This is a genomic window from Roseinatronobacter sp. NSM (assembly GCF_052379845.1).
Classification (GTDB): domain Bacteria; phylum Pseudomonadota; class Alphaproteobacteria; order Rhodobacterales; family Rhodobacteraceae; genus Roseinatronobacter.
Genome location: NZ_JBQTCF010000014.1, coordinates 43,659 through 68,275, shown reverse-complemented (window position 1 = coordinate 68,275; position 24,617 = coordinate 43,659). Strand labels below are relative to the sequence as shown.

Annotated in this window: 23 protein-coding genes; 12 read left to right on the top strand and 11 right to left on the bottom strand. The window is 60.2% G+C overall.

Translation table 11 applies throughout. The features are described 5' to 3' along the window. Nucleotides 1-8 precede the first annotated feature (8 nt). From ACTZWY_RS09575 to ACTZWY_RS09555, 5 genes are all read left to right on the top strand, one after another. A complete protein-coding gene (locus tag ACTZWY_RS09575) occupies nt 9-902 on the top strand; it encodes a UTP--glucose-1-phosphate uridylyltransferase (RefSeq protein ID WP_444790479.1) in 894 nt (297 codons plus the stop codon). Between the two features lie 178 nt (nt 903-1,080). After that, nucleotides 1,081-2,061, top strand: coding sequence for a glycosyltransferase family 2 protein (locus tag ACTZWY_RS09570; protein ID WP_444790478.1), 981 nt, complete (start codon nt 1,081-1,083; stop codon nt 2,059-2,061). Nucleotides 2,062-2,210: 149 nt separating this feature from the next. Continuing rightward, nucleotides 2,211-3,224 carry a glycosyltransferase family 2 protein gene (locus tag ACTZWY_RS09565; RefSeq protein WP_444790477.1) on the top strand — a complete coding sequence of 338 codons (1,014 nt, stop codon included), beginning with the start codon at nt 2,211-2,213 and terminating at the stop codon, nt 3,222-3,224. After that, on the top strand, nt 3,221-4,909 hold the full coding sequence (locus ACTZWY_RS09560; protein WP_444790476.1) for a DUF5927 domain-containing protein: 1,689 nt from the start codon (nt 3,221-3,223) through the stop codon (nt 4,907-4,909). Before ACTZWY_RS09565 ends, ACTZWY_RS09560 begins: the two co-directional genes overlap by 4 nt. Nucleotides 4,910-4,931: 22 nt before the next feature. After that, on the top strand, nt 4,932-6,359 hold the full coding sequence (locus ACTZWY_RS09555; protein WP_444790475.1) for a nodulation protein NodH: 1,428 nt from the start codon (nt 4,932-4,934) through the stop codon (nt 6,357-6,359). 195 nt (nt 6,360-6,554) lie between these two features. Here ACTZWY_RS09555 and ACTZWY_RS09550 read toward each other — a convergent pair whose 3' ends face one another. The 6 genes from ACTZWY_RS09550 to ACTZWY_RS09525 all read right to left on the bottom strand — a co-directional run bounded on the left by ACTZWY_RS09550 (nt 6,555) and on the right by ACTZWY_RS09525 (nt 10,426). Further along, nucleotides 6,555-7,019 carry a PTS sugar transporter subunit IIA gene (locus ACTZWY_RS09550; RefSeq protein WP_444790474.1) on the bottom strand — a complete coding sequence of 155 codons (465 nt, stop codon included), beginning with the start codon at nt 7,017-7,019 and terminating at the stop codon, nt 6,555-6,557. A 71-nt stretch (nt 7,020-7,090) separates the two neighbouring features. After that, a complete protein-coding gene (gene hpf / locus ACTZWY_RS09545; protein WP_444790473.1) occupies nt 7,091-7,660 on the bottom strand; it encodes a ribosome hibernation-promoting factor, HPF/YfiA family in 570 nt (189 codons plus the stop codon). 196 nt (nt 7,661-7,856) lie between these two features. Next, nucleotides 7,857-8,657 (bottom strand): LPS export ABC transporter ATP-binding protein, encoded by an 801-nt coding sequence (gene lptB, locus ACTZWY_RS09540; protein ID WP_444790472.1) that lies wholly within the window; start codon nt 8,655-8,657, stop codon nt 7,857-7,859. A gap of 7 nt (nt 8,658-8,664) precedes the next feature. After that, nucleotides 8,665-9,165, bottom strand: a complete 501-nt coding sequence (locus ACTZWY_RS09535; protein ID WP_444790471.1) for an LptA/OstA family protein — start codon at nt 9,163-9,165, stop codon at nt 8,665-8,667. A gap of 13 nt (nt 9,166-9,178) precedes the next feature. Next, nucleotides 9,179-9,802 carry a hypothetical protein gene (locus ACTZWY_RS09530; RefSeq protein ID WP_444790470.1) on the bottom strand — a complete coding sequence of 208 codons (624 nt, stop codon included), beginning with the start codon at nt 9,800-9,802 and terminating at the stop codon, nt 9,179-9,181. A gap of 12 nt (nt 9,803-9,814) precedes the next feature. Next, nucleotides 9,815-10,426 carry a ribonuclease D gene (locus ACTZWY_RS09525; protein ID WP_444790469.1) on the bottom strand — a complete coding sequence of 204 codons (612 nt, stop codon included), beginning with the start codon at nt 10,424-10,426 and terminating at the stop codon, nt 9,815-9,817. A 168-nt stretch (nt 10,427-10,594) separates the two neighbouring features. Between ACTZWY_RS09525 and trhA the strand changes: the two genes are divergently transcribed. Beyond that, nucleotides 10,595-11,257 (top strand): PAQR family membrane homeostasis protein TrhA, encoded by a 663-nt coding sequence (gene trhA / locus ACTZWY_RS09520; protein WP_444790468.1) that lies wholly within the window; start codon nt 10,595-10,597, stop codon nt 11,255-11,257. Between the two features lie 2 nt (nt 11,258-11,259). Here the strand turns inward: trhA and ACTZWY_RS09515 are convergent, their stop codons facing one another. Beyond that, nucleotides 11,260-12,021, bottom strand: a complete 762-nt coding sequence (locus tag ACTZWY_RS09515; RefSeq protein WP_444790467.1) for a glycerophosphodiester phosphodiesterase — start codon at nt 12,019-12,021, stop codon at nt 11,260-11,262. Nucleotides 12,022-12,185: 164 nt separating this feature from the next. Here ACTZWY_RS09515 and ACTZWY_RS09510 point away from each other — a divergent pair, with 164 nt between their 5' ends. The 6 genes from ACTZWY_RS09510 (at nt 12,186) to ACTZWY_RS09485 (ending at nt 18,796) form a co-directional block, all read left to right on the top strand. Beyond that, a complete protein-coding gene (locus ACTZWY_RS09510; protein ID WP_444790466.1) occupies nt 12,186-13,175 on the top strand; it encodes an XdhC family protein in 990 nt (329 codons plus the stop codon). Then, nucleotides 13,172-14,185, top strand: coding sequence for a molybdopterin-binding protein (locus ACTZWY_RS09505; RefSeq protein ID WP_444790465.1), 1,014 nt, complete (start codon nt 13,172-13,174; stop codon nt 14,183-14,185). The genes ACTZWY_RS09510 and ACTZWY_RS09505 overlap by 4 nt, the downstream gene beginning before the upstream one ends. Nucleotides 14,186-14,256: 71 nt before the next feature. Further along, nucleotides 14,257-14,742 carry a (2Fe-2S)-binding protein gene (locus ACTZWY_RS09500; RefSeq protein ID WP_444790464.1) on the top strand — a complete coding sequence of 162 codons (486 nt, stop codon included), beginning with the start codon at nt 14,257-14,259 and terminating at the stop codon, nt 14,740-14,742. A gap of 56 nt (nt 14,743-14,798) precedes the next feature. Then, complete coding sequence (locus tag ACTZWY_RS09495; protein ID WP_444790463.1) at nt 14,799-17,171, top strand: xanthine dehydrogenase family protein molybdopterin-binding subunit; 2,373 nt, start codon at nt 14,799-14,801, stop codon at nt 17,169-17,171. Between the two features lie 13 nt (nt 17,172-17,184). Then, nucleotides 17,185-17,973, top strand: a complete 789-nt coding sequence (locus ACTZWY_RS09490; protein WP_444790462.1) for an FAD binding domain-containing protein — start codon at nt 17,185-17,187, stop codon at nt 17,971-17,973. A 121-nt stretch (nt 17,974-18,094) separates the two neighbouring features. Continuing rightward, on the top strand, nt 18,095-18,796 hold the full coding sequence (locus ACTZWY_RS09485) for a glutathione S-transferase N-terminal domain-containing protein (RefSeq protein ID WP_444790461.1): 702 nt from the start codon (nt 18,095-18,097) through the stop codon (nt 18,794-18,796). Between the two features lie 58 nt (nt 18,797-18,854). Here the strand turns inward: ACTZWY_RS09485 and ACTZWY_RS09480 are convergent, their stop codons facing one another. The 4 genes from ACTZWY_RS09480 to ACTZWY_RS09465 form a co-directional block, all read right to left on the bottom strand. Beyond that, complete coding sequence (locus ACTZWY_RS09480) at nt 18,855-19,454, bottom strand: inner membrane-spanning protein YciB (protein WP_444790460.1); 600 nt, start codon at nt 19,452-19,454, stop codon at nt 18,855-18,857. Nucleotides 19,455-19,523: 69 nt separating this feature from the next. After that, on the bottom strand, nt 19,524-22,538 hold the full coding sequence (locus tag ACTZWY_RS09475) for a hypothetical protein (protein WP_444790459.1): 3,015 nt from the start codon (nt 22,536-22,538) through the stop codon (nt 19,524-19,526). A gap of 243 nt (nt 22,539-22,781) precedes the next feature. Further along, entirely contained in the window at nt 22,782-24,074 is a 1,293-nt protein-coding gene (locus tag ACTZWY_RS09470) for an O-acetylhomoserine aminocarboxypropyltransferase/cysteine synthase family protein (protein WP_444790458.1), read from the bottom strand. Between the two features lie 147 nt (nt 24,075-24,221). Then, on the bottom strand, nt 24,222-24,524 hold the full coding sequence (locus ACTZWY_RS09465) for a hypothetical protein (protein WP_444790457.1): 303 nt from the start codon (nt 24,522-24,524) through the stop codon (nt 24,222-24,224). Nucleotides 24,525-24,617: the final 93 nt, after the last annotated feature.

Here is a 24,617-nt window from a genome sequence, read left to right as displayed (position 1 = left end):
TGGAAAAAATGAAGCGCAAGGTTACAAAAGCAGTATTCCCCGTTGCAGGCATGGGCACACGATTTCTTCCGGCCACCAAATCAGTTCCGAAAGAAATCATGACGCTGGTGGACCGCCCGCTGATTCAATACGCCATTGACGAAGCACGCGCTGCAGGCATCACCGAATTCATTTTTGTGACATCGCGCGGCAAGGGTGCATTGGAAGATTATTTCGACCACGCCCCGGAACTTGAAAATTCGTTGAAAGCCAAGGGCAAGACCGCACTTCTGGAAACCCTGCAGGCCACGAATATGGACAGTGGCGCAATTGCCTATGTGCGCCAGCATCAGGCGCTGGGGCTGGGGCATGCGGTGTGGTGCGCGCGCCATCTGGTGGGGGACGAACCCTTCGCGGTGCTGTTGCCCGATGACGTGATCGCCGCAGACAAGCCCTGTCTGCAGCAAATGATCGAAGCTTACGCGCAAACCGGCGGCAACATGATTGCGGCCATGGAAGTGGCCCCTGACAAGGCGTCCAGCTATGGCATTATGGACGTCCCGCCCGCAATCGGGCCAATTCTGCCTATGTCGGGAATGGTGGAAAAACCTGCGCCGGGCACGCAACCGTCCAATCTGGCCGCGATCGGGCGGTATGTCCTGTCGCCTGATGTCATGCGCCATCTGGACCAGATCAAACCGGGGGTGGGCGGTGAAATCCAGTTGACCGATGCGATTGCCCGCGAGATTGAGGAAAAACGCAATGTCTATGGCTTCCGCTTCGAGGGGCAGCGCTATGATTGCGGGTCCAAGGCGGGGTTCTTGCAGGCCACTGTTGCCTTCGGGCTGGCGCGGGATGAATTGCGCGACGAACTTGATGAATTCCTGATGGACATGATGGCACAGCGGCAGGCCGCGCAGTAACGACGACATGGCTATAAAGGGGGGTGCGGTGCACGCGCCCCCTTTTTTCGTTTGCCCTGTGGCGCGCGATGTCGTGGCGCAGATGTGTTTGCTCTTGCCTTGCTGCGGACCCTTGGCGCATGACTGGCATATGCTGACCCCAATTCCCCTGTCTCAAGATCGCTGGTTTGATTTTCGAATGCGCTGGAAACGCCGCCGTCTGCGCGCGCGCGCCATTGTCAAGGCGCGGGAATTGAAGGTGGTGAAGCGCGGGACATGGGCGCGCAACGACATCTTGCTGTTGTGCACCATTCGCAATGAACGCGAGCGTATCGACTGGTTTTTGCACCATTACCGCAGGCTGGGTGTCGGGCATTTCCTGTTTGTCGACAATGACAGCACCGATGGCACGCGCCAAGTGCTGCTGGATCAGGCAGACACCTCTGTCTGGGGCAGTTCGGCCAGCTACAAGGCATCGCGCTTTGGTATGGACTGGATCAATGCGCTGATGCTGCGCTACGGGTCGGGGCGGTGGTGCGTGGTGGCGGATGCGGATGAATTGCTGATCTATCCGCATTGGGAAACCCGCCCGTTGGGGGCGCTGGCCGACTGGCTGGACACTCAAGGCCAACAAAGCCTGCCCGCCATGATGCTGGACCTGTATCCAAAGGGGCCACTGGATGGTGTGGCCTGTCCTGCGGGCGCGGACCCGCTGCAGGTGTTGAACTGGTTTGATGCGGGCAATTACGTCATTGCGCATAAACCCTTGTTGGATTGCCTGCTGATACAGGGCGGCCCGCGCGCAAGGGCGTTTTTCCACGACACCCCCAACCGCGCCCCCACCCTGACAAAACTGCCGCTGGTAAAATGGAGCTGGCATAATACATGGGTGAATTCGACGCATTCCGCGCTGCCACGGTCACTGAACCGCTTTTATGACCGCGCGGGCGGCGAGGGGATTGCAGGCGCATTGCTGCACACAAAATTCATGCATACGATCGTTGAAAAAGCCCCGGTTGAGAAAGTGCGCGCGCAGCATTTCGGCAATGCTGCAGTGTTTGACAATTATTATGATGCTGTGGCACAGGCACCCGATCTTTGGTGCGCGGCATCCACCCGGTTCGAAGGCTGGCAGCAATTGGAGCAACTTGGCCTGATATCGCGCGGGGGGTGGGCCTGATTGAACACGGATTGTCGTTTTATTAAGTTTTGGTTGGAAGAAATGTTGCATGTTTCTGTCTGGCTGGGCAAACGTGCCGGGGTAAATGTAGCGCGGTGCGCGACTTATTGTCAGGGCAATGCCGCGCAAGTGTTGTATGAGTGGACAGAATGAAGGCATTGAAGGCGCAATTGAAACTGCGTGCGCAACGTCAGGTAAAGCTGATGCGGGCCTTGCGCAAAAGTCTGGAATTGAAAGCCCGCGTCAACCGCACCTCGCATATTCGGGACGGGGACATATTGGCGTTTACGACGCTGCGCAATGAACTGGTGCGGTTGCCGTATTTTCTGGACTATTACCGCGCGCAGGGGGTTGGCCATTTCCTGATGGTTGACAATGGGTCTGATGATGGCACGACAGAATATCTGGAAGGTCAGAAAGACGTGTCGCTGTGGGTGACCGGGGCCAGCTACAAGGCGTCGTGCTTCGGGGTTGACTGGTTGAACCATCTGCAATGGCGCTATGGGGCAGGGCATTGGACACTTGTTGTCGATGTCGATGAGTTTCTGGTCTATCCGTTTTGTGACACGCGCCCCTTGCATGCGTTGACCGATTGGCTGGAAAGTCAGGGGCGGCGGTCATTTTCTGCCATGTTGCTGGACATGTATCCAAAGGGGCCAGTGACCGCCCATCCCTATGCCAGCGGTCAGAACCCGTTTGAAATTGCGCGCTGGTTTGATGCGTGCAACTATTCGATCAAACGCAACGCCAAGCTGCAAAACCTGTGGATACAGGGCGGCGTGCGCGCGCGTGCATTTCACGGGGGTCGGCCCGAACAGGCCCCCGCCCTGAACAAAACGCCGCTTGTGCACTGGTCGCGCAAATACGCCTATGTCAGTTCAACGCATATGCTGCTGCCGCGCGGGCTGAACAAGGTGTATGACGACAATGGCGGCGAGCAGGCCTCGGGGGTATTGTTGCATGCCAAGTTTCTGGACACCATCGTGGCCAAAGCCCGCGAGGAACTGGTGCGCGGCCAGCATTATGCGGGCAGTCGTGAATATGTGGCCTATGACCGGGGGCTGCAGGATCAGGGGGATTTGTGGTGCGATTTCTCGACCGAGTATATCAACTGGCGCCAGCTTGAAATCCTTGGATTGATGTCAAAAGGAGACTGGGCATGAGCACCGACCCCCGCCCCGCACCCGCAGCCGGGACATCATCGCTTGGTATTGTCATGTTGTGTCACACCGCCTTGCACCGCGCTGCACAAGTGGCGCGGTTCTGGCTGGCTGCGAATTGTCCGGTGGTCATTCATGTGGATCGCGCCGTCAGTGCCGCACAGATGGATGCGTTCAAACAGGACCTTGGCAATCATCCCTTGTTGCGTTTCAGCGCGCGGTTCCGCTGCGAATGGGGCACATGGCCCATCGTGGCCGCCACGCAGGCCGCATCAGACCAGATGCTGCGCGACTTCGCGCAGGTCGAGCATGTGTTGCTGACCTCGGGGGCATGCATTCCCCTGCGCCCGGCGGCGGAACTGGTGGACTGGCTGGCCACACGCCGCGATGTGGATTTCATTGAATCCGTGTCCATCGGTCATGCCGCATGGATCAAGGGCGGTTTGTCCGAAGAACGTTTCACGCTGCATTTTCCCCTGTCATGGAAGCGCCATAAATGGGCGTTCGATGCGTTGGTGGACATTCAGCGCCGGTTTGGCATTAGCCGGGCGGTTCCGCGCCCGTTGCAGCCGCATATGGGGTCGCAATGGTGGTGTTTGTCGCGTAAAACCCTGCAGGGCATTTTGACCCACCCCAAGCGCGCGCGCTATGACCGCTATTTCAAGGGCACCTGGATTCCCGATGAGAGCTATTTCCAGACCATGGTGCGCATGGTGTCCGACCGTATAGAAAGCCGGTCGCTCACATTGGTGAAATTTGACCGCAATGGCCGGCCCAACCTGTTTTACGACGACCACTTGCAGCTTTTGCGTCGGTCTGATTGCTTTGTTGCGCGCAAATTATGGCCTGATGCGCAGGCGCTGTATGATTTCTTCCTGTCTGATCACCCTGCGCGCGAAACACCTGTGGACCCGCAACCCACCAAGATTGACCGCTATTTTGAACTTGCTGCCAAACAGCGCAGTGACGGGCGCGCCGGGCTGTATATGCAAAGCCGCTTTCCGCTGGACGACAGCGCAACCGCCAAGACTGCGGCGCCCTATTCGGTGTTTTGCGGGTTTCAGCAGCTTTTCCGCAATTTTGATTTCTGGCTGGGCCAGACCACGAATTGCCGCGTGCATGGCCATATTTTCGCCCCCGAGAAGGTAGAATTCCACGGCGGCGCACAGGTATATCACGGCGCAATCAGCAATTCAGCAGCGCTGCGCGACTATAACCCGCGCATGTTTCTGGCCAATCTTATCTGGGCCACGCGGGGCGAACGGCAGTGTTTTTCCTATAACAGCCGCGACGCAATGACCCCGGACCTGAACTGGTTTATGGCCACCGACCGCAACGCGCAGATTTCAGTTATCAGCGGGTGTTTCATCCTGCCGCTGTTTCGCGGCGAGTATACGGTTGATGATGTGCTGGGGCATATTGGCTGGCTGCAACGGCGCGAACAGGATTTCATTGCCATTTTGCAATCGAAATGGGCGGCTGCAGATATTCGTGTCTGGACGCTGGCAGAGTTTCTGGAAGACCCGCAGCGCTATTTGTCACAGACTGTCGGCGCGGCCTTTCCAGATGTTGCAGGGGCGCTGACCGGGCTGCCTGAAACCATGCCTTTGGACGGATTTGAGGATTATCTGGCGCATTTGCGCAATCTTGGATTACCGCCAGTCTTGCTGCAAGACTACAAGCGGTAACCGCAACGTTTTTGGAGTGGACATGACAGCCCCGCATGAGGTCACCTATTTCGTTGTGCTTGCAGAAATGCGCACTGGGTCCAACTTGTTGGAATCCAACCTGAATGAGTTTGAGGGGCTGACCTGTCTGGGCGAAGTGTTCAACCCGGCCTTTATGGGTCATCAGGGGTGTGACGAATTGCTGGGCATTTCGCAGGCACAGCGCGACACGAACCCCCTTTTCTTGTTGGATGCCATTCGCCAGCATGACGGTCTGGCGGGGTTCCGGTATTTCCACGACCATGACCCGCGCATTCTGAACACGATCATGGAAGACCCGCGTTGCGCCAAGATTGTTCTGACCCGCAACCCGCTGGACAGTTATGTGTCGCTGAAAATTGCGCAGACCACGCAGCAATGGAAACTGGGCGATGTAAAGACGAAACGCAGCGCGCAGGTTACGTTTGATCCGGTGGAATTTGAACATCACGTCACGCAACTTCAGGCGTTCCAACTGCGCATTCAGCGCATGTTGCAAACATTTGGGCAGTCGGCATTCTACATTGCCTATGATGATGCCAATGATCTGGCAGTTCTGAACGGGCTGGCAAAATGGCTGGGAAGCCCGGCGCGGATTGACAAAACATCTGACAAGCTGAAGCGCCAGAACCCCGAACCACTGGAACAGAAACTCACGAATTTTCATGCCGTGCGCGAGGGTATGGCGCGGCTGGACCGTTTCAACCTGTCGCGCACCCCGTCCTTCGATCCTGCGCGTGGCGGCATGGTCTGGGCGTATCGGGCGTGCCGCAATGTTGCGCTGGCCTATGCGCCCTTGGCGGGGGGCGATGATACGGATGTGCTGGACTGGATGGCGGCCATCGATGACACCACGCGCGACACCCTGCTGGGCGCGTTCAGCCCGGACAGCTGGCAGGAGTGGTTGCGCGCCAATTCCGGCCATATTTCCTTCACGGTAACCCGTCACCCGCTGGATCGGGCGCATGAGGTCTATCGCAGGCAGGTTCTGCAGGGGGCACGCAAAAATCTGTGCCAGTTCCTGATACGCACATATGACATTACCCTGCCACAGAACGACAGCCCTCCGGGTGACTACAGCCCCGCAGACCACAAACGCGGTTTTGCAGCGTTCTTACGCTTCTTGCATGCGAATTTGAATGGCCAAACGGGCATGACCACCCATCCTGCATGGGCGTTGCAATCAGACCTTATTGCCGATATTGCCGCGCGCGGGCCAATTCGCCATGTGCTGCGCGATGACCGGCTTGAGAACAGCGTGCATCTGTTGGGCCAGACATGTGGGCGGGCATTGCCCGAATTCCGCGCCGCACGCCGCCGCCACAAACTGACGCTTGCCAATATCTATGACCCCGAGATTGAGGCGCTGGGACGCGCAGCCTATGGCGAAGATTATGCGCGTCTTGGGTATGGTGACTGGCGCGCGCCCTGATACTGCGCGCCTGTGGTGCGGGTGATGGGGTCTTAGGGCATGTCGCGCAAAAGTGGGACCTGGTTTTGCGCAAAAAGACATGCGACTCCATAAGGTCAAAGTTGATCGCGTGACTGCGAATGAACGCGGGCACGCTTTAGCGCAACCCATCCCAACCCTGTGTGTCCGCGTGTTCTTGCGCGACAGGCGCGGAAGTCAGGCCGCTTTGATGGATTTTTCGCTGTTCAGAATTTCAAACAGCTTGGTCGTGTCATCATTTGAACGCAACTTGTTGCAAATGTCGGGGTTGCGCAAGGTGCGGGACACATAGGCCAGCGCCTTCAGGTGCTCCACACCGGCAGACCGCGGCGCAAATAACGCAAATACCAGATCGACCGGCACCTTGTCGACTGATGCATAATCCAGCGGTTTGCCCAGCCGCAGGAAAACACCCACAACGCGGTCCAACCCTTCAAGGCGGGCATGCGGCAGGGCCACGCCATGGCCAACCCCTGTCGGCCCAAGGCTTTCGCGTTCCTGCAATGCCTCGATCGCAAGATCGGACTCCAGCCCATAGACACTCTCTGCCATGTCGCCCAGGGTTTGCAGCAGGCGCTTCTTGCTGGTCGTTGATCCAAGCACGCGAACAGCGCCGGGGGCTAGCAGGGTCGACATGTCCATAATCATGCTCCGTCAAAAAGATAGCCGCGCCTGACGCCGATGTCAGGCGCGGTGGTGCCGGAATTCGGGGGTCAGTTCTGCGGATCAATCCAACCGATATTGCCATCTTCGCGCCGATAAACCACATTCACGCCACCATGACGTTCGTTGCGGAACACCAGAACATTGGTGTGCGATAATTCCATCTGCATCACGGCTTCCCCTGCGGAACATGATGGAATTCGGGTTTCCATCTCGGCAATGATAATCGGTTGAAGCGAGTCTGCCTCGACCGCGCCTTCATCTTCATCTGAAGCGAGGATATACGAGGGTGCGCCGGCAAATTCAACCGGGCTTGTGCGGTCGCGGTGATGGTCTTTCAGCCTGCGCTTGTAGCGGCGCAGCTGTTTGTCCAGCTTTTCGCGGCACGCTTCAAAAGCCGCATATATTTCCGTGGCTTGCGCCTTGGCTTGCGCGGTCAGGCCTGTGGACAGGTGGAAGGTGGATTCGCAGACGAACAGATGGGCATCCTTGGAAAACACGACAACGGCTTCGGTGGGGCGTTGCTGGTATTTCTCGACCAGTTCCCCGAATTCAGACTTTACATGTGTCTGCAGGGCTTCGCCGATTTCAATATGTCTGCCACTGATCTGATAGCGCATGCGCCTCTCCTTGCTGTAAAGCGGGCAGGCGGGGCCTGTCCCGCGGGGTAATTACGCGCTTTTCGCACCGCCAGCCGAACAGGTTTTTCCCATCTGGGGCCAGTGGCGGATTGCCTGTTTTCCCCATTTGGCGCTTAATCGGGGCGTGTTGTCAATGCTTTCGATGAAGTCTGCACCGGGGTTTGCAACCAGCAGTTCAGTCCAGCCGGAACTCCGCGCCCAGATAGACGCGGCGCACATCTTCATCGGCAACGACATCCGCAGGCGACCCGCTTTTGAGCACGCGACCATCATGCAAAATATAGGCACGATCCACGATCGCCAATGTTTCGCGCACGTTATGGTCGGTAATCAGCACACCCAGCCCGCGCGTTTTCAGATCCGCCACCAGGGCGCGAATCTCACCCACGGCGATGGGGTCAACCCCTGCAAAGGGTTCGTCCAGCAGCACATAGCGCGGGCTTGCAGCCAGTGCCCGCGCGATTTCTGCCCGCCTGCGTTCCCCGCCTGACAATGCCAGCGCGGGCTGGTCGCGCAAGTGCTCAATGGAGAATTCCTGCAACAGGTCTTCCAGCCGGTCGCGCCTGCGCCGCTTGTCGGGTTCGCGCAGTTCCAGAACGGCCATGATATTCTGTGCCACGCTCAGGCCACGAAAAATGGACATTTCCTGCGGCAAATAGCCCAGCCCCAGCCGCGCGCGGCGAAACAGCGGCAGACCGGTCGCATCCTGCCCGTCAATGTGCACGCTGCCGCCTTCGTGTTTGACGATGCCAGCAATGCAGTAAAAGCAGGTTGTCTTGCCGCAACCGTTCGGGCCAAGCAGGGCCACAACCTCGCCGGGATGCAAGATCAGCGAGACGTCCTTGATGATGACGCGCTTGCCATAGCGTTTTTGCAGATGCGTGATTTCCAGCTTTTGGCTGGTTTGCGCATCCTTGGTGGCCTTTTGTGCGGGGGGCGGGCGCGCCGCCTTGTCGAATATGGGGTGATCTGTCATCGCGGCGTCAGGGGTTGGTCTGGATCAGGGTGCGCACACCCCCTTCCATCCGGCCCTGTTCCGTGCGCAGATCCACAAACAGGCTGTCCCCGGACAGCACATTCTGCCCTTGCGTTAGCAACACCGCCCCGCGCATGCGCACAGTGGCGGCGGCAACGTCATAAATGGCGGTCTGCGCTTCGGCGGCTTCATCGGCGGTGACCAATGTGACCCCGCCCGATGCTTCCAGCCGTTCAATCGTGCCATCCCCGGCGGCGGCATAGATGATTATGATTTCAGGCGCGGCCAGCCGCATGTCCCCTTGGCCCAGAACCGCATTGCCCGAGAACACCGTTTCGCCCGTCTGGTTGTTGACCTGAAGGTTGTCGGCCCTGATTTCGACCGGCAGACCGCGCACATTTTGCAGCCCTGAAAAATTCAGCCCTGTGCCCTGCGCCAGAACCTGCAGGGGGGCAAGGACCACAAGTCCAAGCCCCAAGGCGAAAGCCATGCTGTTGCGCGTGTGCACTCTGCTTGCTCCTTCATTCTGTTGGGGTGTATAGAAGCCTGACATCACCGATGAAATCAAGCAGATATCCGTTTTCGGCGCCCCCCAGTGGTGTAATCGTCAAGGATTGCGACGAAATTTCGCCCGCTGGTCCATGGCCTGAAACACCGCCGGTGCCGTCCAGTCTGGACCTGTCCAGACGGGTTTGCAGCACCTCCATTGTGACCACATAGCCGCTGGCATCTGTCAGGCGCACTGTGCCCGTCATGGTCAGCATATTCGCCATCTGGTCAAGATGGCCGGTTTCCGCCCCAAAGGTAATGTCCCCACCAGCCCCGAACAGCGCCGTGCCTTCGGGGTATTCCAGCATCAGTTCAACAGGGTCATCCGGCTGCGGGTTCGCAGGCGAGCGCACTGTGCGCGCCATGATGGCAATGGCTGTATTGTCCGACGTCACGGTGGCAAAACGCGCGGTCCCTATGCGGGGTTCGCGTGTCAACTCGTCAATATCCAGATTGGCCAGCGCAACCGCCTGACTGGGATCAACACTGCGCGAGGCCAAAAAGATGGTGGACAGCAAAACCAACGCCCCAAAGGGCAGCACCAGACGCATTGCAAGCGACAGCGCGGAGCGCCAGCTTCTTGGGGGGCGCGACATTCCCGAACACCCCTAATGCGAAAAAATGTCTGTTTCTGGCCAACCTGTCAGGTCCAGTTCCGCCCGCGTTGGCAGGAAGTCGAAACACCGTTGCGCCAGATCGGTGCGGCCTTCGCGTTCCAGCATGCCATCAAGCACATCGCGCAAACGGTGCAGATACAAGACATCTGACGCCGCATAATCCTGTTGTGCCTGACTAAGCCGCGGCGCGCCCCAGTCGGAACTTTGCTGTTGTTTGGAAATATCCACCCCCAACAATTCGGTCAGCAGGTTTTTCAACCCGTGGCGGTCGGTATAGGTGCGCACCAGTTTGGACGCGATCTTGGTGCAATAGACCGGGGCCGTGGTCACCCCGTAGCTGTGGCGCAACAGCGCAATGTCAAAGCGCCCGAAATGAAACAGTTTCAGCGTATCAGGGTCTGTCAACACCCGTGTCAGGTTGGGCGCTGGCTGAATGTCGCGCGCAACCTGCACCAGATGCGCATGCCCGTTCCCATCTGACAATTGCACCACACACAGCCGGTCACGATGCGGGTTCAACCCCATTGATTCGCAATCGATGGCCACGACCGGGCCAAGCGTCAGACCATCGGGCAGGTCATGGGCGTATAGGTGAACAGTCATCGGCAACCTTTCCTTCGAACATTCTGCGGGGCTAGGCGGGAATGGCGCGGAAATCAAGACATATGACAGCGCATTGTGCCCCAAGGTCATCTGGTCGTGATGTGAATTGTGCTTTGTGTCCCGTCAAGGCCCTGTATGATGGGCAAGATAACAGTTTCCGGGCACAACATGCTGCTTCGTAAAAGTGATGACTATTCGCGCGCAGAACACCGCATGGATGCGGTGGTGCATGTTATTGGTGTGACAGGGGCGCTTGTGGCGGTTCCGCTGATTATTGGCGTTGCGCTGATGATGGCGCAGGACACTGAAAATCCGCGCGCATTCTGGGCAGTGCTGATTTACGGTCTGGCGTTTCTTGCCATGATCGGGGCGTCAGCCTTGTATAACCTGACCCCGAAAGCGGGGCTGAACTGGCTGTTCCGCCGACTGGACCATTCAGCGATTTATATCAAGATTGCGGGCACTTATACGCCTTTTACGCTGATACCGGGGCAAGGGCTTTGGTTAATGGCCGGGCTTTGGGGCGCAGCGTGTTGCGGGGTGGTTTTGAAATGCGTGTCCCCTGAACGGTTTCGCTGGGCGGCGCTGGCGCTGTATCTGGGCATGGGCTGGGTCGGGGTTTTGATTCTGCCGCAAATGTTGGCCAGCCTGCCCATGGCCACGGTTGTTCTGATCATTGCGGGCGGGGTGGTCTATACGTTGGGGGTGGGGTTCTACCTGTCCACACGGCTGATGTTCCATTATGCGATCTGGCATGTGTTTGTGCTGGCGGCGTCATTTCTGTTTTATGCCGCTGTCATGGTGCTGGTTGTCAACGGGGTCGTGTCCTGAGATCAGGGCGTGTGCCGCTGCGCCAAGACATCCTTCAGCACTGTGGGCCGGTCCGTCATCAGCCCGTCCACGCCCCAATCCAGCAGCGTTTGCATGTCTGCAGTGTCATTCACCGTCCAGACCTGCACATGTATTCCACGCTGATGGGCGGCGCGCAGGAAACGCGGCGTCACCAGTGGAATGCCCCGCCAGCGTTGCGGCACTTGCACAACTGCGAAATCATCCAGCGGCAGCGGCAGCCCCCATCCTGCCGCCCATAGCCGCGCAACCTGTCCATGCGCGGGCGACCACAGCAGGTTGGGGCCAAGCAACGCGCGCGCCTGCCGGGTGCGTGCAGGGTCGAAGGCCCCGATGCAGATGCGGTCCAGCGCGTTCATATCAGTTATGATCTGCGCCAGCGGGGCAATCACGTTTTGCGATTTGGCCTCTATCGCAATGAAAAGGTGGGGAAACTCCTCAAGCAGGTGTTCAAGGCGCGGGATGGGCGCGCCTCCATGGGTGCGGATGGTCTGCAAGTCTGCCCAGTCCATGGCGGCGATGGCGCGGGTGTCACCGCACAGACGCTGCAAGGTGTCGTCATGGTGAATCACCACCACCCCGTCGCGGGTGGCATGCACATCCAGTTCGACATGCGTATAGCCAAGCGACACAGCATGACGAAACGCGGGAAGGGTGTTTTCCTCGCCCTCCAATGCGCCACCACGATGGGCGAAGCGCTGTGCGCCGGGACTTGTCAGAAAGGGGTGTGTGCTTAACCTTGCCATGGCGGCATTGTGCGTATTTCGCGCCCGGAGTCGAGTAGGCGCAAACTGCGCCCCTGCATAAAGCTAGGTGAACCGAATGTGCCTGCTATGCCAAAGGTCGGATTTGCCAAGCGGCGCAGTCGGTGCAATGGTATGGCAACATCGCAGCAAGCAAGGCCAAGATCATGACCTATCGCCACGACCAGATTCCCGAAATCGCCCTTGGCTGGCATAAGGACGGGCGCGGTGCCGCGCTTGCCACTGTGATTGAAACATGGGGGTCTGCGCCGCGTCAGGCGGGCAGCCAGCTTGCCATTTCGGGGGATGGCGAAATCATGGGGTCCGTGTCGGGCGGCTGTGTCGAAGGGGCAGTGGTGATGGACGCGCTGGACGCGTTGCGCGATGGCACCCCGCGCGTTCTGGAATTCGGTGTCAGCGACGACACTGCGTTTGAAGTGGGGTTGGCCTGTGGCGGCACGATTCGCATTCTGGTGGAACCTGTTGCAGATGCCGCGCCCGCGCTGTCGCCATTCATGCTGGCCGATATTGTGGCCGCCCGCGCTGCGCGCCGAGCAGTCGCCTGCGTCACCGATCTGACGACATGGGCACGCTGGCTGGCAGGCCCCAATGACAGTAAGCTTGCCGCGCAATTTCGCGCGGACCGCTCGGGCCTGAATAATGCCGGGCAGTTGGTGACGCTGCACAATCCGCCGCTGCGCCTGATTGTCATAGGCGCCGTGCATATCGCGCAGGCGCTTTTGCCCATGGCGCGGCTGGCGGGCTATGATCCCGTGCTGGTGGACCCGCGCGAAGCGTTTGGCGCGCAAGCGCGGTTTCCGGGCGAAACCATAAACCACGACTGGCCTGATGAGGCGCTGGCCACCCTTGGGCTGGATGCGCGCAGTGCGGTTGTCACGTTGACGCATGATTCCAAACTGGATGACCCCGCCATCATTGCCGCGCTACAATCAGATGTGTTTTATCTGGGCTGTCTGGGGTCAACGCGCACCCATGCCAAGCGGCTGGAGCGTCTGCGCGCGGCAGGGCTGGAGGATGCGCAACTGGCGCGCATTCACGCGCCCGTGGGCTTGAATATCGGGGCCAGAACGCCTGCGGAAATCGCGGTGGCAACGCTGGCGCAGATCACACAGGCGCTGCGGGGCGCGCGCGCATGAAATTCGGCCCGGTTCCGGTCTCTCTGGCGAAAGGGGCCATTCTGGCGCATTCGCTAACCCATGGACAGGGGCGTTTGCGCAAGGGCACCTGCCTTGGCGATGATGAAATTGCCCTGTTGCTGGCGGCGGGGCTGGACACTGTAACGGTTGCGCGCCTTGATGCGGATGATCTGGATGAAGATGCGGCAGCGCTTGCGGTTGCGTGCGCACTTGTGCCAGATCCAGTTGCGGCGGGGTTGGTGCTGAAACCTGTGGGCACAGGGCGGGTCAATATTGTGGCTGCGGGCGCGGGTGTGCTGCGCGTGGCGGGGCCGCAGATTGACGCGCTGAATGCTGTTGACCCTGCCGTCACCTGCGCGACCCTGCATGATTTCACGCGCCTTGATCCCGGCGGCATGGTCGCCACGGTGAAAATCATTGCTTATGGCGTGGCGCGCGCGGCGGTGGGGGCGGCTTGTGTGGCGGGGCAGGGCGCGTTGCGCGTGGCGGCACCGGTTCTGGCCTCGGCCAGTCTGATTCAGACATGGGTGGACCCTGCGGCGGATGGCAAGAAGGGGCTTGCGGTCACGGCGGCGCGGCTGGACAGGCTGGGGGTTGCATTGCATGATGGCGGGATGGTGCCCCACAGGATTGACGCGCTTGCGCAGGCCATCGCACAGGCAAAAGCCGACATTGTGCTGATCCTGACAGGATCAGCAACATCGGACCTGCACGACACCGCCCCCGAAGCGCTGCGCCGTGCGGGCGGGCAGGTGGTGCATTTCGGCATGCCGGTTGATCCGGGCAATCTGTTGTTTATCGGGCAGCTGGGGGCGCGCGCGGTCATCGGCCTGCCGGGTTGCGCGAAAAGCCCTGCCCTGAACGGGGCCGATTGGGTTTTGGAACGGGTTGTGTGCGGGCTTGATGTCAGTGCGGCCGACATCATGGGCATGGGGGTCGGCGGTTTGCTTAAGGAAATTCCCACCCGCCCGCGCCCGCGCCGCCATGGCGAAAACGCTGCACCAGACTAAGCCTAAGGTGGCATATGCCAACGGGAATAATTCGTGTTTAACTACGCTCAGCTACGAATGGGAGGAGCCAGATGACCAAGGTAACAATGACAGTGAACGGCCGGCAAATGTCCGCAGATACCGAAGGGCGCACATTGCTGTCCAGCTATCTGCGCGATTTGCTGGGCCTGACGGGCACGCATGTGGGCTGTGATACCAGCCAATGCGGGGCCTGTGTGGTGTTGGTGGACGGCAAGGCCGTGAAATCCTGTACCGCGTTTGCCGCTGATCTGGACGGGGCAGCGGTGACAACAGTTGAAGGGATGACCAACCCTGACGGCAGTCTGGGCAAGATCCAGCAGGCGTTTCAGGATTATCACGGGCTGCAATGCGGGTTCTGCACGCCCGGCATGGTCATGTCCACAGCCGCCCTGCTGGCCGACAACCCCACCCCCACCGAAGAAGAAGTGCGCCACTATCTGGAAGGCAATATTTGCCGCTGCACCGGCTATCAGAACATTGTGCGCGCTGTGATGGCCGCATCGGGGCAGGATGCGGGCGCGCTTGCTGCCGAATAAACCCATTTGGTGCATGTCACGCATGCGCCGCCACCAGATTTCTTGAGGAGGAAGAAATGCCCAAAGATGACGGCATTGGCGCCAGCACAAAACGGCGCGAGGATGTGCGGTTTCTGACCGGGAACGGCAAATATACGGATGACATCAACCTGCGTGGGCAAAGCTTCGTGCATTTCCTGCGATCAGATGTGGCGCATGGGCGCATCAGGGGCATTGACACCAGCGCCGCCGAAGGGATGGACGGTGTGCTGCGGGTGTTTACCGCTGCTGATTTCGAAAGCGCGGGCGGCATTCCCTGCGGCTGGCAGGTGACGGACCGTTTCGGGCAGGTGATGCAGGAACCCAAACACCCCATTCTGGCCGAAGGCAAGGTGCGCCATGTGGGCGACCCGATTGCGGCTGTGGTGGCCGAAACCTATGAACAGGCCCGCGATGCGGCCGAGGCCATCGAGCTTGACATCGAAACGCTGGAACCCGTGGTCGACATGAAAGCCGCGCTGGCCGAAGGTGCGCCCAAGGTTCATGACGAACTGACCAGCAACCTGTGCTATGACTGGGGCTTTGTTGAGGAAAACAAGGACGCGGTGAATGCGGCGTTTGAAAGTGCCGCGCATGTTGTGTCGCTGGAATTGACGAATAACCGCCTTGTTGCCAACCCGATGGAACCGCGCGTGGCTGTGGGCGATTATGACCCGTGGAATGACAGCCATACGCTGTATACCACCAGCCAGAACCCGCATGTCATCCGGCTGCTGATGGGCGCATTCGTGCTGAACATTCCCGAACACAAGCTGCGCGTGGTGGCCCCTGATGTGGGCGGGGGTTTTGGCTCGAAAATCTATCACTATGCCGAAGAAGCATTTTGCACCTATGCGGCAAAGGTGCTGAAGCGGCCCGTCAAATGGACATCCTCGCGGTCTGAAGCGTTTATTTCTGATGCGCATGGCCGCGACCACAAGACGAAGATTGAACTGGCGCTGGATGCGGACCATAATTTTACCGCGCTGCGCACCGAAACTTATGCGAATATGGGCGCGTATCTGTCCACTTTCGCGCCGTCCATTCCCACATGGCTGCATGGCACGCTGATGGCGGGGAACTACAAAACCCCGCTGATTTACGTCAACGTCAAGGCAGTGTTCACCAATACTGTGCCGGTTGATGCCTATCGCGGGGCAGGGCGGCCCGAAGCCACCTTCCAGATTGAACGGCTGGTCGACAAGGCCGCGCGCGAACTGGGCGTGGACCCGATTGAGTTGCGGCGCAAGAACTTCATCAAGCCTGACCAGTTCCCGTATCAGACGCCGGTTGCGGTGGTCTATGACACGGGCAATTATGATGCCACGATGGATAAGATGCTGGAATTGTCGGATTACGCCAATTTCGACAAACGCGCGGAAGACAGCAAAGCACGCGGCAAGCTGCGCGGCTTTGGCATTGCGCATTATATCGAAGCCTGCGGCATTGCACCGTCCAACCTTGTGGGCCAGTTGGGCGCACGGGCGGGGCTTTATGAATCGGCGTCCGTGCGGGTGAATGCCACCGGGTCCATCAGCGTTTATACTGGCAGCCACAGCCACGGGCAGGGGCATGAAACCAGCTTCGCGCAAGTGGTGGCGGACATGATCGGGATTGATGCGACCAGCATTGAAATTCACCACGGCGACACGTCCAACACCCCCATGGGCATGGGCACTTACGGGTCGCGCAGCCTTGCGGTGGGCGGGTCGGCCATTGTGAAAGCCACGAACAAGATTATCGACAAGGCCAAGAAGATCGCTGCCCATCTGCTGGAAGCCGCGCCGGAGGATATCGAGCTGAAGGACGGCAAGTTCAGCGTGGCGGGCACCGACAAATCGGTGGATTGGTCAGGCGTGACACTGGCGGCCTATGTGCCCCATAACTACCCGCTGGAAGATCTGGAACCGGGGCTGGAGGAAACGGCGTTCTACGACCCGTCGAACTTCACCTATCCGTCGGGCGCTTACGGGTGCGAGATCGAGCTGGACCCCGAAACTGGCAAAATCGACATCCTGCGTTTCATTGCCGCAGATGATTTCGGCAATATCGTCAACCCGATGATTGTTGAAGGGCAGGTGCATGGCGGATTGGCCCAAGGGATTGGACAGGCGCTTATGGAAAACTGCGCCTATGACGATCAGGGGCAATTGCTGTCGGGCAGTTTCATGGATTACGCCATGCCGCGCGCCGATGATGTGCGGGGCTTCACTGTGGACCATAGTTGCATCACACCGTGCACGCATAACCCGCTGGGCGTAAAAGGGTGCGGCGAAGCGGGCGCCATCGGCTCACCGCCTGCGGTGGTCAATGCAGCCATTGATGCCCTGCACCGCGCAGGCCATACCCATGTCACCCATATTGACATGCCGCTGACGCCCGCGCGCGTCTGGGCAGCGATCAACGGCTAAGGGAGCATAAGCCATGTATAATTTCGAACTGGTCAAACCGTCGAGTGTGGCCGAAGCGGTTGCCGCGCTGGCCAATGAAGACGCACAACCCCTGTCGGGGGGGCAAACGCTGATTCCGTCCATGAAGGCCCGGTTGAACGCGCCCGAAACACTGGTCAGCCTGACGGGGATTGCCGAACTGAAGGGGGTGGCGCGCGATGGCGACAGCCTGACCATCGGCGCGGCCACCACACATGCGACTGTCGCCGAACAGGCGGCGGCGGATTTTCCGGGCCTGGCGGCGCTGGCGGGCCAGATTGGCGACCCGGCTGTGCGCAACCGGGGCACCATCGGCGGCAGTCTGGCCAATAATGACCCGTCAGCGTGTTATCCGGCGGCGGCTTTGGGAACGGGGGCAACCATCATCACCAACACCCGCGAAATTGCGGCGGATGACTATTTTCAGGGCATGTTCACCACCGCCCTTGAAGAAGGCGAAATCATCACTGCTGTGCGCTTTCCCATCCCGCAAGCCTCGGCCTATGCGAAATTCCTGCAACCGGCGTCGCGCTTCGCGCTGACGGGGGTGTTTGTGGCGAAATATGCGTCGGGCGTGCGCGTCGCCGTAACGGGTGCGTCTGAGAACGGGGTGTTCCGCTGGGCCGAAGCGGAAGCGGCGCTGTCGTCCAGCTTCACACCTGATGCGGTGTCGGGCCTGTCCTGCCCCGCAGATGACATGATTGCCGATTTGCACGGCAGCCCTGACTATCGCGCGCATCTGGTGGGTGTGATGACCCGCCGCGCGGTTATGGCCGCTGGCTGACCACTGCGTGATCTGTGCGAAAATGAAGGGGGGCGTGCGCGCCCCCTTTTTCACGTTTGGCGCTTGGCATTTGGCGTGAAATGCTTAGCTTGTGCAGCAATGACTTATGACAGGAGCATACATGAGCATCGATTTGCATTATTGGCCCACCCCCAATGGCTGGAAGATTTCCATCGCCTTGGAAGAAATGGGCCTGCCCTATGATGTCCATTTCGTCAATATTGGCGCGGGCGACCAGTTCAAGCCGGATTTCCTGAAAATCGCGCCCAATAACCGCATGCCTGCGATTGTGGACCCTGACGGGCCGGATGGCGCACCGATCTCAATCTTTGAATCGGGCGCGATTTTGCAGTATCTGGCGCGCAAAACCGGCCAGTTTTACGGCGATAGCGAACGCGACCGCGTGGCCGTGGACCAATGGCTGATGTGGCAAATGGGCGGCGTGGGGCCAATGGCCGGGCAGGCGCATCATTTCCTGAAATACGCGCCCGCGCTGGAACCGGCGCAGGATTTGCCCTATGCCAAGGACCGCTACCGCAATGAAGTGACGCGCCTGTATGGGGTGCTGGACCGGCAACTGGCCGAAAACGCCTATGTCGCGGGCAGCTATTATTCCATCGCGGATATGGCGATCTGGCCATGGGCCACGCTGTGGGAAGGTCAGGAACAAGACCTGTCGGACAAGCCCCATCTGGCCCGCTGGCTGGATGCTGTCGGAACCCGCCCTGCTGTTGTGAAGGGCCGCGCACTTGGCGAAGAACACCGTGCCAACCTGCAAAAAGACCGCGATGCGCAGAAGGTTCTGTTCGGCAAGCGTGACTGATCTGTAGACCTGCGGCCCGGCCACCCCTTGGTCGGGCCTGCAGGGGCGCTCCTGCAGGCTATTTGTCGGGCGCGGGCTTGTAGCGTTCAAACAGTTTTGCTTGCGCCATGAAAAACACAAACAGCGCGAACGGCAGAACGAAGGTGCGGAAATTGACCCACGCATCTGTGGACATGCTGCGCCAGACCAGTTCATTGGCCAGGGCCATCGCGGCAAACATGATGGCCAGACGTTTGGTCAACACAATCCAGCCGTCATGCGTCAGCGGCAGCGCCCCTTCCATGACCAGTTGCAGCCAGCTTTGGCCCCGCGCCAGACCAATGCCCAGTAGAATGGCGAATATGGAATACACGGCGGTGGGTTTCATCTTGAAGAAACGCTCATCATTCAGCCAGACCGTCAGCCCGCCAAACACCACCACCATGACCAGCGTTACAAGCTGCAACCGGCTTAGGCGGCCCGACAGCTTCCATAAGGCGAATGTGGCAATTCCCATCACCGGAATGAAGGCGGCAGTCATCAGGATGAAGGCGTCATATTCCGTGCCGCCAATCATGTAGCTTTGCCCGCGTGTGGCAATATACCCCACAAAAAACGCAAAAACCGGGCCAAATTCCAACACCAGCTTGATGGCGGGCGAAACCTGCTTTTCGGACATCATTCTTTCCTGTGTTCAGGCGCAATCGCGCGCAGGACGCTGTTGGGGGTTGTTATCACGCGGGCCGGGTCAGGATGCAATGCGCAACACAACATCACGACCCCGCCGGTTATAGCGCAATTCGGTTTCACCAATCGCCGTGACCTGTCCGCCATCAAGGCTTTCGCCCACGCGCACGGTCATGACACGTCCATTGGACAGCCGCACCAGCGCGCGCCGGTTTGATGCGGTGCCCATGACACCAATCAGGTTGACTTGCCGCAGGTTGATGGCGCGCGCCTGCGTCGCTTCGCGCGATACAGAGGTTGATGTGGGAATGCGCGGCATTGCCGCAGCGCTTGCCGTTTGCACGGGGTCTTGTCGCTGCGCGCCACTGCCTGCTGTGGATGCTGGCGCAGCCGCAGTCGATGCACTTAGCGCGCGCTGCACCGTAGAGGCGAATTTGCTGGGCCGGTCTGAGGGGCGCAAGGATGCGGCAACAGCCTGTGGCGTGGTGTTCTGAATTTGCGCTGCCGCAGCGTCCTGCGTTCGGCCCGCACGCGCCGTCAGGTCACTGGGGCGGCTTGCAGGGCGCAGGGCCGTCAGGGCAAGCCCGCCAGCAGATGCGGCGGGGGCTGCCGCCTGTTGGGTCTGCCCCTCGGCAGGCAGTCCCTGATCTTGCGATTGATCGCTTTGTGGGGCCAAGCCTTCGGGGCGCGCAGGGGGCACAACGGGCGGTCTGCCGGGCGTGACGCCAATTTGCAGGTCACGTTCATCGGGGCGGGCGTTGGGCGGGACAATATCGGGGGATGGTGCGAAGGTGCTTGCGGCGGCAGAACTTTGGCGGGCAGGCATGTCCGCGGTATTTGCGTCGGGGTCAGGGGCGTCCGCCGGGGCCTGCGCGGGGGGTTCCGGCAAGGTGAACCGCACGGGTTTTTCGGGTGGGGCCGTGCCGGGACGCCCTTGGGTGACGTCAATTTCCAGCGCATCCTCGCCCGTGGGCAAGGCGCTTTGGGCGCCGTCATTGGTGGCAGGATCACCCTGAACGGGTGCCGGGGCGTCGCTCTGCGCCAGTTCGCTGCGCAAGGGCGGCAGGGGCACTGTGCCGAACGGGTCGGGCGTTGCAGGACGTTCAGGCAAGGGCGAAAGGTCCTGCGGCATGATCAACGCAGGCGACCGCAGCCCGGCAATGCGGCCTTGCTCGCGCTCCGGGGTGGGGGCGCTGCCCTGATCGGCGTCAACGGCGGTGTCACCCGGGCTTTCGGTTGGGGCACCTTCATTCATCACGGACGTGTCGGCAGCCGGACCGCGTTGCGCCACATCCTCAAGGCCAAGCGCAGCTTCGATGTCATCAGCATCGGTGGTGATCAGGTCATCGGATAATGTTTCAGGCGTGTCCAAGGCGGCTTCGGGGGGGGGGGCCAGCGTCACAGGCGCGTCCAAGGGGGAAGGACGGGCGAAGTAAAACGCGTATATTCCGGCTGCCACCGCAATCATCAGCACACCACCGCCAATCAGCGCCCATGTGCCCTGTCCGGATGACACCTGACCCGGGCCTGCGGAATTCCCGCGCGCCCCGAAAACCGTCAGCCGTTCCGCTTCGGGGTCTGTGCTTTTCGCGGTGCCAGCGGCGGCGTTCTGGCCAAGGCTACGCAGCGTTTCCAGCGGGGTTTTTCGCGCGGGTGCGGCGTTGTCTGCGGCTTTGGGCCATGCAATCGCCCCGGCCAGCGCGGTCTTGGCGGCGGGCGCTGCGGTGGGGGGCGTTTCATCCTTTGGCGTTGCGGGTTTGGGCGCCTTGGCGGGGCTTGCCGCCCGCGTGGTTGTCGGTTGGGCCGCACCGCGGGCGGGCGCAACCGCGCCAGCTGGTGGGGTTGCGCCAGTGTTCGGGGTGTCGGCGCGCAAGGCAGCGGCATCCGGCACAGGGGATGGCGGCGTTTTTTTGGTTGCTGATTGCAGCCGCGCGCGTAATTGCCCCATGCTTTCGGAAATGCGCGCATTGGCGCTGGCATATTTGCTGCGGAACCCTTCGCCAAGCCTGTTTGTGACGGCGGCAGGCGCGCTGCGCGCGGCAAGTCCCAGTTCCGCCAGCTTTTGCTTTTGCGCGCTTAGCGTTTTGGCGTCCTTTGTAGCGAGGGGGGCGGCGGGGGGGGCGGCGTTTATTGCATCCTGAAGCGGCGGGGGGGTGCGGCGGCTTTTGAACCCGATGGACACCTGCTCTGGCCCGTTTTTGGGCGCGACAGGGGCCGTAGGAACAGGCACATCCGCGATGGGGGACATGGCAGGCCCGACCGTGGCGGTTTTGGTGGATTTTGGTTCTGCGTCAATAAGCGTGTCTTGGCGGGTTTTGGTGTCTGTTTTGGCTTTTGGCGTTGCCACGGGGGCGGGGGTGGGGGTCACATCCGGCTTGGCGGTTTTGCGCGGCGCTACCGCGTCTTGCGGTGCCTGAGCGGGTTTTGGGGACTGGCTGGCCGCGCTGGCACTGTCGGCGGGCACATTGGGCGCGGGCGCGTCAGCTTTGGCCGGTTTTGCGGGCTGCGCAACCGGGGCGGGGGGGGGCACAGCGCCCGTTTCGCGCAGGATTTCCCGGTCGCGGGTCAGTGTGGCGGGGTCGCCCAGAAGGGCGCGTAAAATACGGCTGTGACCGAAGAACGGGGCGTGGTTGAACGCCCCCCCGACAGGGGCCGCCACAAAACAGGCAGGGTTCAACCCGTGCTTCTTGGCGAAATCTTCGGCTTCGATCAGGGTTTCGCGGGCGACAACAGCCACATCCACATCCGGCCCTGCGCCTGTCCAGTCGAAATCCAGTTCTTCCACTGGAAACGGCGTGCGCCCTTCAAGGGCTTTGCGAATCTGGCTGCGCTGCGCATCCACACCCGGACCGGGGGCCGTGATCCGGGTGTAAAGCACCTGATCTTCTGGAATGACAAGCTGGGTCAGCACGGTGTCGGAAACCAGCGATTTCGCGGTTTTCACAAGATCCGCCACAGCGGTGTCCATATCCGGGTGATCCAGTGCAACCGCACCGACGCGTAACCAACCACGTTCACCCCGCTGCCACAAGGTGACACCGGACTGCGTAATGCCAAGAGCGAAATTCGTTTTCATGTTGCGGCTTTAGCACATCCATCAGGTTTGAAGGGAGTCCCATTTCCACGATCTGTTCGCGCTAAAGCGAAAAATCGCCAAGGTCCCCGATATGACACTTCCAGTTTAGCTAGCGTCTGTGCCCTGCAACGGCAAGCAGGCTTTGTCCTTTTGCCATAATGGTGATCAGGCGCAGGCCGCGACCTTTCGGATTGGGGTGTTCCGCCCCGAAAGGTCGCTACCAGAAGGCTGGTTTGTCGCGCGTTATGCCGAACAGGCCTTGGTCATTGCCTGATCCAGATCGGCAATCAGATCAGCGGGATCTTCCAGCCCGATCGACAGACGAATGACATCGGGCGCAGCCCCTGCCGCAATCTGTTGCGCAGGTGACAATTGCCGGTGCGTGGTGGAGGCCGAATGGATGATCAGCGACCGCGTGTCCCCCAGATTGGCGACATGGCTGAACAGATCCACACTGTCGATCACCTTGACGCAGGCTTCATACCCGTCCTTCAACGCGAAGGTGAACAGCGACGACGCCCCCTTGGGGCAAATCCGGGCCATGCGCCCATGATAGGGCGAGGATGGCAGGCCCGCATAGGTGACATGGGCCACACGCGGGTCGGCTTCCAGCCATTGTGCGACTTTCAGCGCGTTTTCACAGTGGCGCTCCATCCGCAACGACAGCGTTTCGATGCCCATCAGTGTGTAATGCGCCGCCTGCGGGTTCAGCGTCATGCCAAGGTCCCGAAGGCCCACGGCCGTGGAATGGAACGTATAGGCCAGCGGCCCGAAGGTTTCGTGGAATTTCAACCCGTGATAGGCAGGTTCGGGCTGGGACAGGGACGGGAACTTGTCATTGGCCGACCAGTCGAATTTCCCCGAATCAATCACGCAGCCGCCAGTAACAGTGCCATTGCCGGTCAGGTATTTGGTCATTGAATGCACCACCAGCGTGGCCCCGTGTTCAATGGGGCGGCACAGATAGGGGGTCGCGGTGGTGTTATCAACGATCAGCGGAATCCCGTGCCGGTCCGTAATGGCCGACACTGCGTCCAGATCGGTGATATACCCGCCCGGATTGGCGATGGATTCGCAAAATACCGCGCGCGTGTTTTCGTCAATCGCCGCATCCAGCGCGTCCAGATCATCGAAATCCACGAAGGTGGCCGACCAGCCGAAGCGGCGTATCGTCTGGCTGAATTGGGTGACTGTGCCCCCATACAGACGGTTGGACGCCACAATGTTCAACCCCGGTCCCATCAGCGCAAACAGCGCCAGCAACTGCGCCGAATGCCCCGAGGAGACACAGACAGCGCCAGCCCCCCCTTCCAATGTGGCCATGCGTTCTTGCAGGGCTGAAACAGTCGGGTTCGTCAGGCGGGAATAGATATAGCCGACTTCTTGCAGGTTGAACAATGCCGCCGCATGGTCTGCATCGCGGAACACGAACGCGGTTGATTGATAGATGGGCACCTGACGCGCGCCAGTGGCCGGGTCCGGCCGTGCCCCTGCGTGAATTTGCAATGTGTCGAAACGCGGGGATGACTCGGCCATGATATCCGTCCTTTGTGTGAATTGCTGACGGGACGCTACGACAGTGTTTGCCACCGTGCAAGCATTGCATCCCGTCTGCCGGCCCTTAACACCAAAAGACTGGACACCCGGCGCGGGAGGAATTGGCGGCGGGGTGTCCCAGGGGCCTTATTGCGTGGGCGCGCGCGGCGCGTCAGTGTCAAGGGCGGGCGTGTCGCCCTGTGGGATTTGGGCCGTGTCATCTGACGCGGGGGCAGGGGCGGGCAGGGCCTTGGCCTCGTCGGGCATTTGTTCGGGCAACTGAATTGAAACTGTGCCGTGCTGCATATCGACCGTCACCGCCGCGCGGGGGCTTAGTGCGGTCAGAATGTCATTCATTTCCTTTAGCGCACGTTCCACCGTCTCGCGTTGTGTTTCACGAATAATCACCTCTGGTTCCTTGGCGGATTTCCCAAAAAGAAATTTGAACATCCTGTGCTGGTCCTTTTCATGAAATGTCTGCCACGTGGGATAGCGCATTTACAACACCTGCGCAAAGCGTTGTGCCGCGCTGCAGCGCAATTG

Bases quoted from the DNA above. Each gene is read 5' to 3' on its own strand.
- ACTZWY_RS09575 (WP_444790479.1), top strand. From the start codon at position 9: ATGAAGCGCAAGGTTACAAAAGCAGTATTCCCCGTTGCAGGCATGGGC.
- ACTZWY_RS09570 (WP_444790478.1), top strand. From the start codon at position 1,081: ATGCGCTGGAAACGCCGCCGTCTGCGCGCGCGCGCCATTGTCAAGGCG.
- ACTZWY_RS09565 (WP_444790477.1), top strand. From the start codon at position 2,211: ATGAAGGCATTGAAGGCGCAATTGAAACTGCGTGCGCAACGTCAGGTA.
- ACTZWY_RS09560 (WP_444790476.1), top strand. From the start codon at position 3,221: ATGAGCACCGACCCCCGCCCCGCACCCGCAGCCGGGACATCATCGCTT.
- ACTZWY_RS09555 (WP_444790475.1), top strand. From the start codon at position 4,932: ATGACAGCCCCGCATGAGGTCACCTATTTCGTTGTGCTTGCAGAAATG.
- ACTZWY_RS09550 (WP_444790474.1), bottom strand. From the start codon at position 7,019: ATGGACATGTCGACCCTGCTAGCCCCCGGCGCTGTTCGCGTGCTTGGA.
- hpf (WP_444790473.1), bottom strand. From the start codon at position 7,660: ATGCGCTATCAGATCAGTGGCAGACATATTGAAATCGGCGAAGCCCTG.
- lptB (WP_444790472.1), bottom strand. From the start codon at position 8,657: ATGACAGATCACCCCATATTCGACAAGGCGGCGCGCCCGCCCCCCGCA.
- ACTZWY_RS09530 (WP_444790470.1), bottom strand. From the start codon at position 9,802: ATGTCGCGCCCCCCAAGAAGCTGGCGCTCCGCGCTGTCGCTTGCAATG.
- ACTZWY_RS09525 (WP_444790469.1), bottom strand. From the start codon at position 10,426: ATGACTGTTCACCTATACGCCCATGACCTGCCCGATGGTCTGACGCTT.
- trhA (WP_444790468.1), top strand. From the start codon at position 10,595: ATGCTGCTTCGTAAAAGTGATGACTATTCGCGCGCAGAACACCGCATG.
- ACTZWY_RS09515 (WP_444790467.1), bottom strand. From the start codon at position 12,021: ATGGCAAGGTTAAGCACACACCCCTTTCTGACAAGTCCCGGCGCACAG.
- ACTZWY_RS09510 (WP_444790466.1), top strand. From the start codon at position 12,186: ATGACCTATCGCCACGACCAGATTCCCGAAATCGCCCTTGGCTGGCAT.
- ACTZWY_RS09505 (WP_444790465.1), top strand. From the start codon at position 13,172: ATGAAATTCGGCCCGGTTCCGGTCTCTCTGGCGAAAGGGGCCATTCTG.
- ACTZWY_RS09500 (WP_444790464.1), top strand. From the start codon at position 14,257: ATGACCAAGGTAACAATGACAGTGAACGGCCGGCAAATGTCCGCAGAT.
- ACTZWY_RS09495 (WP_444790463.1), top strand. From the start codon at position 14,799: ATGCCCAAAGATGACGGCATTGGCGCCAGCACAAAACGGCGCGAGGAT.
- ACTZWY_RS09490 (WP_444790462.1), top strand. From the start codon at position 17,185: ATGTATAATTTCGAACTGGTCAAACCGTCGAGTGTGGCCGAAGCGGTT.
- ACTZWY_RS09485 (WP_444790461.1), top strand. From the start codon at position 18,095: ATGAGCATCGATTTGCATTATTGGCCCACCCCCAATGGCTGGAAGATT.
- ACTZWY_RS09480 (WP_444790460.1), bottom strand. From the start codon at position 19,454: ATGTCCGAAAAGCAGGTTTCGCCCGCCATCAAGCTGGTGTTGGAATTT.
- ACTZWY_RS09475 (WP_444790459.1), bottom strand. From the start codon at position 22,538: ATGAAAACGAATTTCGCTCTTGGCATTACGCAGTCCGGTGTCACCTTG.
- ACTZWY_RS09470 (WP_444790458.1), bottom strand. From the start codon at position 24,074: ATGGCCGAGTCATCCCCGCGTTTCGACACATTGCAAATTCACGCAGGG.
- ACTZWY_RS09465 (WP_444790457.1), bottom strand. From the start codon at position 24,524: ATGTTCAAATTTCTTTTTGGGAAATCCGCCAAGGAACCAGAGGTGATT.